Below are 16625 nucleotides of genomic sequence, written 5' to 3'. Positions count from 1 at the left end.
GCAGGTCAGGCCAGCAGCAGCGCGCGGTCCCAGCGCGTGGCCGGCTCGGCGTCGCGGGCGAAGGTGTGCAGGGCGAGCGCCGCCCCGGCCGCGCCGGTGAGGAAGCCGCCCGGATGCTCCTCGGGCGGTCGTACGCCGGGGGCGGCGGCGAAGCCGAACGGCGCGTCCTCGTCGAGGAGTTCCATCAGCCGGGCCGCCAGCTGCGGGACCCGCTCGGCGAGTTCGGGATCGCCGCTGTCGCGGGCGGCGCGCCAGGTGATCTGGAGCAGCCCCGCCAGCCCGTGGCAGAGCCCGGCCTCGGCCGTCCCGCCGGCCCGGGCCGGGCCGTCCGGGTCGGCCCGGACCAGCGCGGCCCGCAGGGCCTCGACGCCGGCCTCCTGCCACTGCGGCACCTCCAGGGCCAGGCCCGCCAGCTGGAGGGCCCGGGCGATGCCGGGGGTGCCGTAGCACCAGGAGGGGCGGCCGGGTTCCGGCTGCGCGGGCCCCAGCGACAGCTGGCCGGGCCACCAGGGGCCCGCGGCGTCCGCGCACCGCCGCGCGAGGAGCCACTGCGCGAGGTCGGTGACGGCGGCCCGCTGGCCCGGCACCCGGACCCCCTCCCGCCAGGCGATGGCCAGCAGCGCCAGCGGGCCGGGCATGCCGTGGGCCATGCCCAGGTTGGCGTGCCCGCGCGCCGGAGCCACCGGCTGGTACGAGGCGCCGTCCAGCGCCACCCACCAGCCGGGCAGGCCGCGGTCGTGGGTCCGGACCGGTCGGCTGAGCCCGACCAGCGCCCGCAGCACCCGTGCCAGGGCGGCCTCGGCCGGCCGGCCGAGCTCCAGCAGATGCGCACCGAGCCCGGTCTGCCCACTGATCACGTCGTACGCGGTGAACGTAGTGAAGCCGGAGCCGGAGCCGGAGCCGGAGCCGGAGCCGGAGCCGGAGCCGGGGCCGGGGCCGGGGCCCGAGCCTGGGCCGGAGGCTGGGCCCGGGTTGGGGTGTTCGGCGAGGCGGCGTTCCTCGCGGGCGGCGCGGGCGGATGCGAGCTCCGCCACCTGTTCCCGGAGGTGGGAGCGGGCCGCGCTCTGCGCGCCCGGGCCGTCGGCCGTCCGGTGCAGGGCGAACGACAGCGCGGCCAGCGGCCCGTACAGTCCCTGCGGCCCGGGGGCCGGCGTCTTCCCGGCGAGCGCGGTGAGCGCGGCGGCCCGCCGGACCCACCGCAGAGCGGCGTCCCGGTGCGCCGGATCGCCCCCCGCCACGGCGCCGAGTTCCGCGTGGAGCAGGGCGATGCCCGGGGCGCCGTCGCTGAGGCTGGCCGCGCGGAACGGGGAGACGCCCGGCGTCGGGTGGTCCGCGGCGGCGGGGTCCGCGAGGCGTCGGGCGACGGCCGTCACGGCGGCGGCGGCCCGCGCGCGCAGGGCCTCGTGCTCCCGCGCGCTCACGCTTCGGCCCTCGTACGGTCGAGGCGGCTGCGCAGCGCCACGGCGGCCAGGGCGAAGGAGCGCTCCTCCGCGGGGCGGTCGATGCCGGTGAGGCGGTTGTGGTGCATGTGCAGCAGCGCGTCCAACGGACCCGGGCCGGCGCCGAGTTCCCGCAGCAGCGTCCCGTACGCGTCCAGCGCCGGCGCGCGCCGCTCCCAGCAGGCGAGCAGCGCCGGGCCGCCGGGCAGCGTGCGCAGGTGCCGCCAGCCGCCGGCCGGGTCGACCAGCTCCCGCGCCAGGTCCTTGGCGGCGCGGGCCGGCTCGGCGGCCCCCGGCGGCGCCGCGCGGTCGATCAGGTGCCGGACGCCCTCCGTGGTGCCGACGGTCCGGCAGGCCAGGTCGACGTACCCGAGGGCCGTCAGCACGGTGCGGTCCAGCGCCAGTTCGCGGCGCTCCAGCAGCGCGGCCTGCTCCAGGCAGGCGACGCTGTCGGCGTGGAAGGCGCGTTCGGCGGCGGCCGCCGCGGCGGGGCCCCCGTAGCGTTCGAGTTCGGGCTCGTAGGTGTCCAGGACCAGCCGGCCCCCGAGCCCGTCGGCGGCGAGCCGGTCCGACCAGGCGGCGAGGCGGGGCAGCAGGTCCCCGGTGAGCGCGGCCGGGTCGCCGTGGAAGCGCAGCCGCAGGTGGGAGTCGGGGTCGCGGTAGCGCAGGTAGAACCAGCGGTCGACCGCGCCGGGCAGCCCCTCCAGCAGGCTCGGCAGCCGGTGGGCGAGGAGCTCGTCCTGGCGCTCGGCCGAGCCGTACACCTTGGCGTACAGCCACCGCGAGCCGGGACCGTACGCGGTACGGACGCGCCGGGGCGCGGGCACGGCGGCCACCGGCCGGACGGCGGATCCCCGTACCGGCGCGGCCGTCGGGGGCTCCCGCCGGACCAGCGGGAACGCGATCTCGTTGACCCGGCCCGGGCCCTCCGGCCCCTCCCCCTCCGGCCCCTCGGCCAGCCAGCCCGTCCCGTACCCGCAGCTCGTCGGCAGCTCCTGGAGGACGCCGCCGGGCCGCCGCAGCCACTCGTCGCGCAGCAGCCCCCGGTGGAAGGGTCGGCGCAGGTCGAGGGCGATGCGGTTGTCGCCGCTGACGCTCTCCACCCGGTCGGGCACCCGCCAGCGGGAGCGCCAGGCGTCGAAGAGCCGCTCCCACGCGCCCGGGTCGGTGGCCCGGTCCTGGAGCGCCGGGTCGGTCGGGCGCCAGCGGGCCGGGGAGAGCACGGTACGGCCGCGCCGGACCCTCGGCAGGTACGGCAGGGCGTCGGCGGTGCCCCAGCGCCAGCGCGGCCAGGCCGGGAGCCCGTTCTCGGTCACCTCGTGCAGGAACCGGGCGGCGTTCGGCGCGTGCCAGACCGTCGCGAGCATGCTGGGGACGACGGGTACGACCTCGCGGCCCAGCCGCGGCGCGACCACCGCGAGCCGGTGCACGTCGGCGACGACGGCCAGGTCGGACGCGCCGAGGTCGGTGCGGTCGGTGCCGTCGGCGCGGTCGGTGCCCTCGGCGCCCTCGGCCCCGTCCGAGCGGTCGGCGAACGCGCCCAGGGTGATGGTGTGTTCCAGGCGCCGAGGCACCAGCGCCACGTTGGCGGTCGCGCCGCGCGGCGGCGGGAACCTCAGCTGCGCGGTGACGGCGCCCGGCGCGGCCCCGGGCACCTGCCGGACCAGCTCGGTGACCCGGGCGTCGTCGGCGCCGAGTACGAACCCGAACCGCCCGGCGTGCGCCCCTGCGGTGCGCGCCCCACCGGTGACGACCAGCCTGAAGTCCCCGTCGGCGAGCGCCTCGGGGGTGGCGGCGAGCAGTTGCGCGAGGATCTCGAACGACGGCGGCAGGGGCGGCGGGGGCGCCGAGCGCGCGTCCGGGGCGCCCCCGGCCAGCCGCTCCAGGAGTACGTCGTCCAGCACGATCTCCCGCTCGCCGCCCAGGGAGGCCTCCTGGGCGAGCTCGGTCAGCAGCCGGTCCTGGTCCTGCGGCCCGCGCGGGTCCGCCGGTGTGCCGCGCAAGGTCCGCGCGGTGGCGGGCAGCCGGTACCCGGCCGGACCGCCGAGGCCGCTGTCCGGATCGAGGAGTTCCTTGAGCGGTACGGAGCGCCCGGCGCCGTAGCGTTCGAGGAAGTCCTCGTGGTACTGGCGCAGATGGGCCGGGCCCGGCCGGGCGGAGGCCAGCCGCCACAGCGCCTCGGCGGCCGCTTCCACCTCGGCGCGCACGGCCTCCGGCAGCCGGATGTCCACGTCGAGGCCCAGATCCACCTGGAGCAGCTGGTCGCAGGGGTGCAGGGCGGTCATCCGGCGGCGCGCGGAGTCCCGGGCGTCGAGCCCGCAGCCCAGCGGGGCCACCGCGTACGCGGTCAACTCGCGCTGGATCGCGGCCATTTCGGCGACGGTCCGGGTCACGTCCTCGGGCAGCTCCTCCGCCTCCGCTCCCGCCCCGGCGCCCCGCGCCAGCAGGGCCAGTACGTGGCCGAGCGGATCGGGACCGTCCAGCGGCGGCCGCAGCTCGGTCAGGAGCACCTCGGAGCCGATGAGGTCGACGAGGAGCCGCTCCACGGTCGCGGCGGCCACCCCGGGGTAGGCGGCGACGAGTTCGGGGACCAGGTCGGCGAACCGGACGGGGGTGGCGGCGCGCCGGATCAGGCGCAGCACCACCTCGCTCGCCCGCACCGAGACCTCCTGGGCGGCCGGCCGGGAACCCGCGCCGGGCGCGGGAACGTACGGGACGACCAGCCGGTCGCCCCGTACGAAGCACAGGTCGTTGGCGGTGACGCGCAGCGGCCGCAGGACGCCGGGCTCCCGCTCCAGGCCGGCCACCACCTCGGTCAGCCAGCCCATGTCGGGCCGGACGGCCTTGCGGTGCCGCTCGCCCCAGCCGGCCTTGGGCGCCTCGCCGAAGCCGATGGCGGCGACCCCGGCCATGGTGCCGAAGGGCGTGGCCCGCCCGGACATCCGCAGCCGGTAGCGGGCCAGCGCCCGTACCGCGCGCCGCAGTTGCTTGACGCGGACCGGCTCCCCGGCGAGCACCGCGTCGAGGGTGCGGCTCAGTGACGGGCTCGCCAGCGAGACCGCCTCCCGGAGCCGGGCGTCGGCCGCGGCGCGGCGGAGACGGGCCCGCAGGTCCGCCTCCGTGGCGCCGGGCCCGTCGGGAGCGCCGTCCTCGTCGTGCTCGGTGCCGGGCGGCTCCGGCGGCCGGGGCGCGGCCCGGAACAGCAGGGTGTCCGAGCAGCGGAACGCCGACGGAACGGGGGTGTCACCGCCCGGGTGGGGAGCGGGTGCCGCCACGGGGAGCCTCCAGGAAAGAGCGGGGGAACAAGAGAGGCGGCCCGGGGGAGGGCCGCCTCTACTAGTGCTTCTGCAGGACCGACCCTTAGATGGTGGTCTTGCAGTAGAACGGCCAGGAGCCGGTCGCGGCCTGGGCGTCGGCCTGCTCGTCCTCGACGGGGGCGGCGATCTCGATGATGTCCAGCTCGAACAGCTCGTTGACGTTGGTCATGACGTCTCCTTGATTGCGGTGTGCCCCCGTCTCCGGCGGCGTCCTCCGGGCTTGTCCCCGGCGGCATGTGAGAACCGTACGAAGCCCGGAACGACGTGCGTTCGACGCGGGATCGACGCCCGATCAACGCCCCGGAGCCCGCCCGTCAGCCCGTCAGGCCGACGGCCCGTCAGCCCGTCAGCCCGTCAGCCCGTCAGCCCGTCAGGCGTCAGGCGTCAGGCCGTCAGCGGAACGTCGTACGCCGAGACCGGCACGGGCAGTTCGGTCGAGCCGGTCAGGTAGCGGTCGACGGCGGCGGCCGCCGACCGGCCCTCGGCGATGGCCCACACCACCAGCGACTGCCCCCGCCCCGCGTCCCCGGCGACGAAGACCCCGGATGCCCGCGGACCGCCGAGCGCGGCGAAGGCCGCGTCGCGGGCGAAGGTGCCGCGGGCGTCCCAGGTCAGGCCGAGCCCGTCGGGCAGGCCCCCGGTCCGCTCCGGGCCGTGGAATCCGAGCGCCAGCAGGACCAGCTCGGCCGGCAGGACGCGCTCGCTGTCGCCGACCGGCCGCCGGGCCACCGGTTCCACGGCGGTCAGGCGCAGGGCCCGGACGCGGCCCTCGGCGTCGCCCTCGAAGCGAAGGGTGGCGCTGGCGAAGAGCCGGGGGTCGGTGCCGGCCCGGCCGCGCGCCTCCTCGTGGGCGTGGGAGATCCGGTAGACCTTGGGGTACACCGGCCAGGGCTGGTGCTCCGGCCGGGTCTCGCCGGGCAGCGGGTTGATGTCCAGCTGGACCACCGAGAGCGCGCCCTGCCGCAGCGCGGTGCCCAGACAGTCGGAGCCGGTGTCCCCGCCGCCGACGATGATCACGTGCCGGCCCTCGGCGCTGACCGGGGACACCGGGTAGTCGCCCTCGCGGACCCGGTTGGCGCAGGTCAGGTACTCCATCGCCTGGTGGATGCCGTACAGCTCGCGGCCGGGGACGGGCAGCTCCCGGCCCTCCAGGGCGCCGACCGCGACGACGACGGCGTCGAACCGCCGCCGCAGGTGCGCCGCGTCGAGGGACACGGCGCCCGCTCCGGCTCCCGCTCCGCCCGCCGGGCCGCCTCCCGATCCGGCTCCCGCTCCGCCCGCCGGGCCGCCGACGTGCACCCCCGTACGGAAGACCGTCCCCTCCTCCCGCATCTGGCCGAGCCGCAGCTCCACCTGCTCCTTCTCCAGCTTGAACTCCGGTATCCCGTAGCGCAGCAGCCCGCCGAGCCGGTCGGAGCGCTCGTACACGGCGACGGTGTGCCCGGCGCGCGTCAGCTGCTGCGCCGCGGCGAGTCCGGCCGGGCCGGAGCCGATGACGGCCACGGTCTTGCCGCTGAGCCGCTCCGGGGGGCGCGGCGCGAGGTAGCCGCGGCGCAGGCCCTCGTCGGCGATGGCCTGCTCGACGTTCTTGATCGTCACCGGGTCGTCGTTGATGGCCAGCACGCAGGCGTCCTCGCAGGGGGCCGGGCAGAGCCGGCCGGTCACCTCGGGGAAGTTGTTGGTGGCGTGCAGCCGGTCGTACGCGGCGCGCCAGTTGCCGCGGGCCGCGTACGCGTTCCACTCGGGGATCAGGTTCCCCAGCGGGCAGCCGCTGTGGCAGAAGGGCAGACCGCAGTCCATGCACCGGTTGGCCTGCTCGGAGACGAGCGGCAGCAGCGCCTGACCCGCGTACACCTCGCGCCAGTCCCCCAGCCGGGCCTCGACGGGACGGGCGGGCACCGGACGCCGCGGGATCTTCATGAACCCGAACGGATCGGTCATGCGCCGCCTCCCTCTTCGCGCCGCCACCTCAGGCTACGCCGACACCCCCGCCATCTCCCGTCGTCCCGCCCGCTCCGGGCCCGGCCCGCGGCGGCGGGAACCGGGAACCCCGCCGCGGGGCGTCCACAGGGCATGATCCGGAACGTGATGCGCGACCAGGGCCGGGGGCGGTTCACCCCCGCCGCGGCCGTCGGCCTGGCGGCGGTGATGCTGCTGCACGCCTGGATCCCCAACCGGCCCGGGAACCTCGGCAGCCTCGTCCAGACGCTGCTGCCCTGGACCGGCCTGGCGGTGGCGCCGCTGCTGGCCGCCGCGCTGGTGCGGCGGTCCCGGGTGGCGCGGGCTGCCGTCCTGGTGCCCGCGCTCGTCTGGGCCGCCCTGTTCGGTCCCGCCCTCGTCGCCGACCACCGCGCGCCCGCCGGAGCGGCCGCCGACCTCACCGCCGTCACGCACAACGCCGACGACGACAACCCCGACCCCGCCGGCACCGCCCGCGCCCTCGCCGCCTCGGGGGCCCAGCTCATCGCCGTCGAGGAGCTAGTCGAGCCCGCGGCCTCCACGTACGAGCGGGTGCTCGCCGAGCGGTACCCGTACCACTACGCCCACGGCACCGTCGGGCTCTGGAGCCGCTACCCGCTGACCGGCACCCGGCCGCTCCCGGTCATGCCGCTGCCCCGCGCCCTGCGCGCCACCGCCGAGACCCCGCAGGGCCCCGTCACGGTGTACGTGGCGCACCTGCCCTCCGTCCGCGTGCGCGCGGCCGGCTTCACCGCGGGCCGGCGCAACGCGGCGGCGCTGCGCCTCGCCGAGGAGGTGCGTACGGGCCCGCCCGGGCGGGCCCTGCTGCTCGGCGACCTCAACAGCAGCACCCGCGACGACGCCGTGGCCCCGCTGCTCGGCGGCAACGGGCTGCGCCCGGCCCAGGAGGCGGCCGGCGCGGGGCTCGGGTTCAGCTGGCCGGCCGCGTTCCCGGTGGCCCGGATCGACCAGATCCTGTTCCGCGGCCTGTCGCCGGTGTCCGCCTGGACCCTGCCGGCGACGTCGAGCGACCACCTCCCGGTGGCGGCCTCGTTCCGCTTCTGAGCGGGAGCCCGGGAGCGGCTCCGCGTCACGGCCGGGTGACCCGGACCTGGTAGCTCCCGTTGCGCAGCTCGCCGACGACCGAGACGCTGATGCCCGCCTTCTCGTCGGTGAAGGTCTCGCCCGGCCTGAAGGGCGCGTCCGACAGTTCCGCGTGCACATTGGGCCGCCGCGTACAGCCGCCGCTGGTGTTCGCGCTGTCCGACACGATCACCGGGCCGCGCCCGGTGTCCACGTCCGAGTCCACCTTGTAGATGAGCACGCCCGGCTCGCACACGGCCTGGTCGTTCCCGGCCTGGGTCCGCACCTCCACCGCGTACCCGGCGCTCTCCGACAGCGGTATGAAGGCCAGCTTCATGCCGCCCCCCGCCGCCAGCGGCGACAGGGTGTGGTCGCTGACGCCCGACTTCGCGGCGCAGCTGATCTGCGTGCTGTCCAGCCAGCCCAGCTTCCACTTGTGCCAGCCCAGCAGGTCGTTGTTGGCGCCCCAGTCCTCGCTCATGATGTCCCAGTGCCCGACCGCGCCGCCGCCCTCGGCGGTGTACAGGTCCGGCAGTCCGAAGACGTGCCCGTTCTCGTGGGGGAGCACCCGGAAGCCGGTCTCCCGGTAGGAGCCCGAGCCGTCGTCCTGCCGGCTGTAGATGAAGGACGTGTTGGCGAGCGGCACCCCGTCGGCGACCGGCGCCTCGGCGTTCCCGGAGAAGGTCACCGACAGGACGGTGTCCAGCGCGGAGGGCCCGGCGTTCGGCGTGACCAGGATGTTGACCAGGTCGTACCGGCTGAAGTCCACCTCGGGGTCGGCGGCCTTCACGATGTGCTCGACGAGCTGCCGGTAGCCCGGCTCGTAGGCGGACCCGCGCTCGATCCCGTACGCCGCGAACGGCATCGGCATCCGCAGCCAGTCCCGTATGGGGGCCTCGGACCGGTAGGTCAGCCGCCCGTAGGAGCTGGTCCTGAACCAGTCGGAGGTCTGCGGGAAGAACTCGGCCAGCCGGTCGGCGGCCGTGCCCTCGCCCTTGGCGTCCGGGAAGTCGATCATCAGGTTCAGCGCCCGGACCTCGCCGGTGGACCGGGAGTACCCGGGCGGGGTCGGCAGGCCCTCGGACATCTGGACGCCCATCGTGCCGGCGATCCGGCAGGGCGCGAGTGCCGATTCGGCGGTCGCCGCCACCGGTCCCGCGGCGGAGTGGCTCCGGGTGGATATTCCGGTGCTCGCGGTCGCGGTGACGCCGAGGACGAGCACGGTGAGGCCTACGCACGCGCGGGTGCGGCGTGGTCTGCGTATCCGGCGGCGGGTCTGCGGCATGGAGATCGCCTTCGGGGTCCGCGGCAGCCGGCCGGGCCCGGTCTGCACTCCGTGGGCTCACCCTCCGTCGGCTGCGACGCGCCCGCGCGTCGAGTGGGGCCGAACGGGAAGTGGGCTGTGAGCCGGCTCACACGGGAGGGTGAAATAACCGGGGATGGAATCCCCGTTTGCATCAGAGTCCCACGAACCGGGGACCGGCTCCCCGTTTGGGGCCGACCGCCCGGACGCGGGCCGTACGGACACCAGCGCCAGCGCCCGACCCAGAGCCAGGAGGCCTGCGGAATGAAGAGCCCCACCACCACACCGGCGGCTCCTGTCCTCGCCGTTCCCAAGCCGCGCGCCGACGCCGTCCGCAACCGCGAGCGGATCCTGGTCGCGGCCCGCGAGATGCTCGTGGAGTCCGGTGTCGAGGCCCCGCTCGACGAGATCGCCCGCCGGGCCGGGGTCGGCAACGCCACCCTCTACCGGCACTTCCCCGACCGGGCGGCCCTCGTCCACCACGTCGTGCTCTTCGTGACGGACCGGGTCAGCGCCCACGCCGAGCGGGCCCTGGCCGAGGAGCCCGACGCCTTCGCCGCGCTGCGCCGCTTCACGCACGCCGCGGCGGACGAGCGGATCGGCGCCCTGTGTCCCATGCTCGCCGACGACTTCGACCGCGAGCACCCCGAACTCCTCGCGTCCCGCGACGCCTTGGAAGAGGCGGTCCAGGCGCTGCTGGCCGCCGGCCAGGACAGCGGGCTGGTCCGCGCCGACATCGGCGTCGGCGACCTGATGATGGCGCTGTCCCAGCTCAGCCGCCCGCTGCCCGGCACGGCGTGCCCGCAGGTGGACCGCTTCGTACACCGTCACCTCGGGCTGTTCCTCGACGGGTTGCGGGCCCCGGGCCGCTCGGAACTGCCCGGCGAGGCGGTCACGCTCGACGTCCTGAGACGGAAAACCATGTGACGCCCCGGGTCGCGCCCGCTAGCGTCGAAAACCTTCCCTAAACCTGATCTTTCAGTCATTCCGCACAGTGAGTGGGTATTCCCATGCCAAAAACAGCCGCGACCTCGCCGCTGGCTGCCGACCCCAGCCGCTGGAAGGCACTCGTCTTCATAGCCCTGGCCCAGCTGATGGTCGTGCTCGACGCGACCATCGTGAACATCGCCCTGCCGTCCGCCCAGAGCGATCTGGGCATCTCGGACGGCAACCGCCAGTGGGTCATCACCGCGTACGCGCTGGCCTTCGGCGGACTGCTCCTCTTCGGCGGCCGCATCGCCGACAAGTGGGGCCGCAAGAACGCCTTCATCGTCGGCCTCATCGGCTTCGCCCTGGCCTCCGCGCTCGGCGGTGCCGCGAACGGCGAGGCGATGATGCTCGGTGCCCGTGGCCTCCAGGGCGCCTTCGGCGCGCTGCTCGCCCCGGCCGCGCTCTCCCTGCTGGCCGTCATGTTCACCGACGCCGCGGAGCGCGCCAAGGCGTTCGGCATCTACGGCGCGATCGCCGGTGGCGGTGGCGCGGTCGGCCTGATCCTCGGCGGTTTCCTCACCGAGTACCTGAACTGGCGCTGGACCTTCTTCGTCAACATCCCGTTCGCGATCGTCGCGGCCGTGGGTGCCTGGCTGGTCATCCGTGAGCCCGCCGGCGGCCGCAACCGCGCGCCGCTGGACATCCCCGGCGTGGTCCTGTCCACGCTCGGCCTCGTCGCGCTGGTCTACGGCTTCACCCGCGCCGAGTCGGCCGGCTGGTCCGACGCGGTCACGGTGGGCATGTTCGTCGCCTCCGCCGTGCTGCTCGCGGCGTTCGTGTTCGTCGAGTCCCGCGTGAAGTCCCCGCTGCTGCCGCTGCGCGTCCTGCTGGAGCGCAACCGCGGTGGTGTCTACCTCTCGCTGGGTCTGGCCGTCATCGCGATGTTCGGCCTGTTCCTCTTCCTCACGTACTACCTCCAGGTCGTGAAGGGCTTCTCGCCCGTCAAGACCGGCTTCGCCTTCCTGCCGATGATCGCGGGCATGATCACGGGCTCCACCCAGATCGGCGCCCGGCTGATGACCCGGGTCGCGCCGCGGCTGCTGATGGGCCCGGGCTTCCTGCTCGCCGCGGTCGGCATGCTGCTGCTGACCCAGCTGGAGGTCGGATCCTCCTACCCGGCGCTGATCCTGCCGGCGCAGCTGCTGCTCGGCCTCGGCATGGGTACGGCCTTCATGCCGGCCATGTCCCTGGCCACGCACGGGGTGAACCCGGCCGACGCCGGTGTGGCCTCCGCGATGGTCAACACCTCGCAGCAGGTGGGCGGCGCGATCGGCACCGCCCTGCTGAACACGATCGCCGCCTCGGCGACGACCGCGTACCTGACCGACCACGCGGCCGAGGCCGCGGCGGGCGGCCCGGCCGCGAAGCTGATCCAGGCGCAGGCCATGGTGGAGGGCTACTCCTCCGCCATCTGGTGGGCCGTCGGCATCCTGGCCGCCAGCTCGGCCATCGCCCTCACCCTGATCACCACGGGGCGTCCGGGCACGGGCGGCCCGGTGGCCTCCGGCGACGGCGCCGAGGCCGAGGCCGCGGTCAAGATCCCGGTGATCGCCCACTGACGGCGCCGCCGCGCGTCCGGGAATGACTGACGACCCCGCTTCGTTCGAATTCGAACGAAGCGGGGTCGGTCTTTTCCGCTTCGGCCCTCCGCTTCGGCTGACCCGCGGTTAACCCCTCCGCGGCTGACCGGGCCCGGTGATGTCCTCGCCGATGACGAAGCCCTTGGCGGGCCCCTCGGGAACGGTGACGGCGGCCCCGTACGCGGCCCGGACCTCGTCGCCGTAGATCGCCTTCTCCCGGTCCGGCCTGCTGAGGACGGTGACGGTTCCGCCGTCGTCGTAGTCGTCGATGAGCACGTAGACCGGAATCCCGGCGCGGGCGTACGCACGGCGCTTGCGGGTCCGGTCGCGCGTGATGCTGTCGCTCCCGGGCGAGACGACCTCGACGACGAGCCGCACGGCCTCGGCTCTGATGCCGATCCCGTCCTCGGTGCCGTGGAGGTCCACATCCTCGGGCGCGATCAGGACGTCGGGGATCCAGACCTTCTGCCCGTGGATGACATTGGTGTCCTGAAAGGCGGCGAACTCGCCCCGCTCCAGGAATCTGTCCAGGGTTCGCCGCAACCCATTGGTGATCTTGCTGTGGGACAAGCGCCCGGTCGGTGACACCTCGATGAACCCCTCGACGATCTCGGCGTGGAAGCCCTCGGGGAGTTCCATGGCCTTCCATGCCTGCCACAGGGCCTCGTCCAGTTCTGACGGAGGAGTCGCGGCCTTGGGCATGGGGGCCTCCAACATCTCGTGTGCGAGAGCGGTCATGGGTGTAGCACCTCCTCAAGTGTGGGCGCCGCCGGCCGTGCGGCACAAGCGGCCCTCCGACGCTAGGAGCCCGTCTGCCCATGCCCGTGGGATATGCCGCCCGCTCACCCGGACGGGTGACGCGGGTTCGGGTGAAAAGGGATGGATGCTGGTTTTCCGGGTACTCGATCGTCAGTCCAGGCAACCGGAAGTCGGCCGGGGTCGTCTTCCGGGTCGGAGTGCAGGCAGGGGTGGTGGGCCGCGCGTGTGACGGCGGTCTCAACGTTGTGGAAGTTGTAAAAGTCCACGAGGTTCGCCGCGTCCCCCGGGAAACCTGGCCTGACCTGCACCTCTTCGAGGTTTCCGGGCTACGATCCCCGCCATGGGCGGGGATCGGCGGGGCAGGATACTGCAAGATCTCGAAAACGAGGGACCGGCGCGGGAATTCTGTCCCGATTCCAGTCGTTGTTTCCTTCGGAAGCGGGCACTCGGGAGAGTGTCCGAAGACACCAGCAGCAGACACCAGCCGCACGCACCGCGACCGAACACTTCGCAAGGGAGCACGCATGGCAACCCGCGCCGTCGCCCGTCGTCAGTCCACCAGCAGCGCCCGCGCTGTGGGCGGGGAGATCGCCGACCGCGACCTGGTCGGCATGTACCTGGACGAGATCGCGCGCACCCCGCTGCTCGACGCCGCCAAGGAAGTAGAGCTCTCCCAGATCATCGAGGCGGGCGTGTACGCCCAGCAGATCCTCGACGGCGAGGCGGAGCGCGAGGGCGAGGCGCCCGCGCGCGAGGAGCTCGAAGCGCTGGCCGCCGAGGGGGAGCGGGCCAAGGAAGTCTTCATCCGCTCCAACCTGCGCCTGGTCGTCGCGGTCGCCCGCCGCTACCCGCGCAGTGGTCTGCCCCTGCTCGACCTGATCCAGGAGGGCAACGCGGGCCTGGTGCGGGCCGTCGAGAAGTTCGACTACGCCAAGGGCTTCAAGTTCTCCACGTACGCGACGTGGTGGATCCGCCAGGCCATCACCCGCTCCATCGCCGACCAGTCCCGGACGATCCGCCTCCCCGTCCACCTGGTCGAGGAGCTCGGCCGGATCCGCCGGGTGCAGCGCGAGTTCAACCGCGAGCACGGCCGCGACCCGGAGCACGCGGAGATCGCCGCCGAGCTGGACACCACGGCGAAGCGCGTGGGCGACGTACTGGACTGGGCGCGCGACCCGGTCAGCCTGAACATGTCGGTCGACGACGACGGCGACACGCAGTTCGGTGACCTCCTGGAGGACACCTCCGCGATCTCGCCGGAGCAGTCCGTCCTCTCGCTGCTGCGCAGCGAGGAGCTGGAGGACCTGCTGGGCAAGCTCGACCAGCGCACGGCCTCGATCATCAAGATGCGGTACGGCATCGACGACGGCCGCGAGCGGACCCTCACGGAGGTCGGCAAGCAGCACGGCCTGACCCGCGAGCGGATCCGCCAGATCGAGAAGCACGCCCTGCTGGAGCTGAAGAAGATGGCCCGCGACACCGGCTTCGACGCCGTGGCCTGACGCGGCCCCCGTACGAGCCCCCGGTGCCTATCCCCCCAGGCGCCGGGGGCTCTCTCCCTACCCGGGCCCCGGCCCCGCGCCCGAGTCCGCCGCCGCCGTGAGGCGGGCGGCCAGCGCGGCGGCCGCGGCGACGAGGAAGTCCGGCCCGCGCACGGTGAACGGCAGGCCCGTCAGCGCCACCCGCGCGACCAGCCACTCCGGCGAGTCCCCGCTGGGGAACCGCACCCGGCAGCCGCCCTCCTCGGCCACCGCCGCCCCCCGCAGCCACGTCGGCAGCTCCTGCGCCGTCACCCCGGCGAACGTCAGGTCCACCTCGTACGCCTGCCCGCCCCGCAGGGCCCGCGCCACCATCGCCGCCGCGTCCATCGGCGGCTCCCGCGGCGTGAACCTCGCCCCCGTCGCGAACGCCTCGGCGACCCGGTCGACCCGGAAGGTCCGCCAGTCCTCCCGCTCCAGGTCGTACGCCACCAGGTACCAGCGGCTGCGCGCGCTCACCAGCCGGTACGGCTCCACCAGCCGCCGCGAGGGCGCCCCGTCCCGCGCCCGGTACGCGAACCGCAGCCGCTCCGGCCCCGCCACCGCCGACGCCATCGTCGTCAGCGTCCGCGGGTCCACGCTCGGCCCGTCGCCCCGGGTCAGCGCGACCGTCGCCGACTGCAGCGCGCCCACCCGGTGCCGCAGCCGCCCCGGAAGCACCTGCTCCAGCTTCGCGAGCGCCCGTACGGACGCCTCCTCCACGCCCTCGATCGCGTGCCCGGCGCCCGCCCGCAGGCCCACCGCGATCGCCACGGCCTCCTCGTCGTCCAGCACCAGCGGCGGCATCGCCGCCCCCGCGACCAGCCGGTAGCCGCCGTCCGCGCCCAGCGTGGCCTCCACCGGGTACCCGAGCTCCCGCAGCCGGTCGATGTCCCGCCGGATCGTCCGCGCGCTCACCCGCAGGCGCGCCGCCAGCTCGCTCCCCGGCCATTCGCGCGGGGTCTGGAGCAAGGACAGCAGGGTCAGCAGCCGGGCCGGAGTGTCGGTCATGGATCCAGATTGGCAGCCAATTAGGACATCATCTGACCTATATGCCGTCTAGGTTTCTCCTCATGACCACCGAGACGTCCAAGACATCGCCCGTAAGAGAGACCGGGCCCGTACCGGAAGAGCGGACCGAGGCGCCACCCTTCACCGACGGAGCGACACCGAACCCGGCGGCGAGTTCGCCCGCCGACCGCCGCCGCTGGCTGGCCCTCGCCATCGTGATGACCGCGGCCTTCATGGACCTGGTCGACGTCACGATCGTCAACATCGCGATACCCAGCATGCGCCAGGACCTCGGCGCCTCCACCAGCGCGATCCAGTGGATCACCGCCGGTTACGCCCTCGCGTTCGCCGCCGGCCTGATCACCGGCGGCCGTCTCGGTGACATCTACGGCCGCAAGCGCCTCTTCCTCATCGGCATCGCCGGCTTCACCGCCGCCTCGCTGCTCTGCGGCGTCGCCGCGAACCCGGCCATCCTCGTCACCTCCCGCATCCTCCAGGGCGGCATGGCGGCCCTGATGGTCCCGCAGGTGCTGGCGATCGTCCACGTCACCTTCCCGCCCCACGAGCGCGGCAAGGTGTTCGGCATGTTCGGCGCGATCGTCGGTCTCGGCGCCGTCTCCGGCCCGATGCTCGGCGCCCTGCTCACCGAGTGGAACATCCTCGGCCTCGAATGGCGCCCGATCTTCCTGATCAACCTGCCCGTCGGCATCGCCGGCGTCCTGCTGGGCCGCAAGTTCATCACCGAGTCCAAGGCCCCCGACGCCCTGCGCCTCGACCTGGTGGGCGTGGTCCTCGCGACCCTCGCCCTGGTCATGCTGATCTTCCCCCTCACGCAGGGCCGTGAGAACGACTGGCCGGCCTGGGGCTTCGCCCTGATGATCGCCTCGCCGTTCGTCTTCGCCGGCTTCATCGCGTACGAGAAGTACAAGATCCGCAAGGACGGCTCCCCGCTGGTCGAGCTCTCGCTCTTCAAGGTCAAGAGCTTCGCGGGCGGCATCGCCGTCCAGCTGACCTTCGGCATCGCGACCGGCATCTTCTTCCTGGTCTGGACGCTGTACATGCAGATGGGCCTCGGCTGGAGCGCCCTGCGCGCCGGCACCACCGGCATCCCGTTCTCCGTCGCCGTCTCGGCGGCCGCGGGCATGTCCGTCCAGAAGCTCGTGCCCCGCTTCGGCCGCAAGGTCCTCCAGGCCGGCGCGCTGACCATGGCCGCGGGCGTGCTCCTCTACATCTGGGAGTCCGACCACTACGGCATGGAGATCGCCTCCTGGCAGATGGCGCTCCCGCTGATCGTCATGGGCGTCGGCATGGGCCTGATCGTGGCCCCGCTCACCGACACGGTGCTGTCCGAAGTGCCGCCCCGGCACGCCGGTTCGGCCTCCGGCCTGATCAACACCACCGGTCAGATGGGCAACGCGCTCGGCCTCGGTCTGACCTCGGTGGTCTACTTCGGCTGGATCGACGACGGCGTGCCGTTCGGCCCGCAGTACGTCGACGCCTTCCGCGGCGCGCTGTGGTGGGTCGTGGCCGTCATGCTGGTGATCTTCGCGGTGATGTTCGCGCTGCCGCGCAAGGCGGTCCCGATGGACCAGCGCTCGGGCGGCCCCCAGGCCACCGCGTAGCTCCCGGACCGTACGAACGGGCACGTCCGCCTCGACAGGCGGGCG

At 74.3% G+C, this 16625-nt stretch carries 12 protein-coding genes; 5 read left to right on the top strand and 7 right to left on the bottom strand.

From position 1 onward, the window contains the following. Nucleotides 1-5 precede the first annotated feature (5 nt). The 4 genes from EES41_RS15930 to EES41_RS15920 form a co-directional block, all read right to left on the bottom strand. Nucleotides 6-1421, bottom strand: a complete 1416-nt coding sequence (locus tag EES41_RS15930) for a lanthionine synthetase C family protein (RefSeq protein WP_123079021.1) — start codon at nucleotides 1419-1421, stop codon at nucleotides 6-8. Then, a complete protein-coding gene (locus tag EES41_RS15925) occupies nucleotides 1418-4714 on the bottom strand; it encodes a lantibiotic dehydratase (RefSeq protein ID WP_123079019.1) in 3297 nt (1098 codons plus the stop codon). The genes EES41_RS15930 and EES41_RS15925 overlap by 4 nt, the downstream gene beginning before the upstream one ends. A gap of 85 nt (nucleotides 4715-4799) precedes the next feature. Next, nucleotides 4800-4925, bottom strand: a complete 126-nt coding sequence (locus EES41_RS43830) for a hypothetical protein (RefSeq protein WP_284681868.1) — start codon at nucleotides 4923-4925, stop codon at nucleotides 4800-4802. A gap of 215 nt (nucleotides 4926-5140) precedes the next feature. After that, complete coding sequence (locus EES41_RS15920; protein ID WP_123079017.1) at nucleotides 5141-6697, bottom strand: glutamate synthase subunit beta; 1557 nt, start codon at nucleotides 6695-6697, stop codon at nucleotides 5141-5143. A gap of 132 nt (nucleotides 6698-6829) precedes the next feature. On the opposite strand from EES41_RS15920, the gene EES41_RS15915 reads away from it, so the two are divergent. After that, nucleotides 6830-7780, top strand: coding sequence for an endonuclease/exonuclease/phosphatase family protein (locus EES41_RS15915; protein WP_254211456.1), 951 nt, complete (start codon nucleotides 6830-6832; stop codon nucleotides 7778-7780). 25 nt (nucleotides 7781-7805) lie between these two features. Here EES41_RS15915 and EES41_RS15910 read toward each other — a convergent pair whose 3' ends face one another. Continuing rightward, entirely contained in the window at nucleotides 7806-9083 is a 1278-nt protein-coding gene (locus EES41_RS15910) for a M6 family metalloprotease domain-containing protein (protein ID WP_123082493.1), read from the bottom strand. Between the two features lie 282 nt (nucleotides 9084-9365). On the opposite strand from EES41_RS15910, the gene EES41_RS15905 reads away from it, so the two are divergent. Beyond that, the gene (locus tag EES41_RS15905) at nucleotides 9366-10028 is read left to right on the top strand and encodes a TetR/AcrR family transcriptional regulator (RefSeq protein ID WP_123079015.1); all 663 of its coding nucleotides are present in this window, start codon (nucleotides 9366-9368) and stop codon (nucleotides 10026-10028) included. An 83-nt stretch (nucleotides 10029-10111) separates the two neighbouring features. Beyond that, entirely contained in the window at nucleotides 10112-11650 is a 1539-nt protein-coding gene (locus EES41_RS15900; protein ID WP_123079013.1) for an MFS transporter, read from the top strand. Between the two features lie 108 nt (nucleotides 11651-11758). Here EES41_RS15900 and EES41_RS15895 read toward each other — a convergent pair whose 3' ends face one another. Next, complete coding sequence (locus EES41_RS15895) at nucleotides 11759-12409, bottom strand: Uma2 family endonuclease (protein ID WP_123079011.1); 651 nt, start codon at nucleotides 12407-12409, stop codon at nucleotides 11759-11761. Nucleotides 12410-12954: 545 nt separating this feature from the next. Here EES41_RS15895 and EES41_RS15890 point away from each other — a divergent pair. Beyond that, nucleotides 12955-13932 carry an RNA polymerase sigma factor RpoD/SigA gene (locus EES41_RS15890; RefSeq protein WP_123079009.1) on the top strand — a complete coding sequence of 326 codons (978 nt, stop codon included), beginning with the start codon at nucleotides 12955-12957 and terminating at the stop codon, nucleotides 13930-13932. A 57-nt stretch (nucleotides 13933-13989) separates the two neighbouring features. Here EES41_RS15890 and EES41_RS15885 read toward each other — a convergent pair whose 3' ends face one another. Continuing rightward, a complete protein-coding gene (locus EES41_RS15885; protein ID WP_123079007.1) occupies nucleotides 13990-14958 on the bottom strand; it encodes a YafY family protein in 969 nt (322 codons plus the stop codon). Nucleotides 14959-15176: 218 nt separating this feature from the next. Here EES41_RS15885 and EES41_RS15880 point away from each other — a divergent pair, with 218 nt between their 5' ends. Further along, complete coding sequence (locus tag EES41_RS15880; RefSeq protein ID WP_284681870.1) at nucleotides 15177-16580, top strand: MFS transporter; 1404 nt, start codon at nucleotides 15177-15179, stop codon at nucleotides 16578-16580. The last annotated feature ends 45 nt before the right edge of the window (nucleotides 16581-16625 follow it).

Source organism: Streptomyces sp. ADI95-16, from assembly GCF_003721495.1.
GTDB classification, from domain to species: Bacteria; Actinomycetota; Actinomycetes; order Streptomycetales; family Streptomycetaceae; genus Streptomyces; species Streptomyces goshikiensis.
This window is presented reverse-complemented; position numbering and strand designations above follow the sequence as displayed.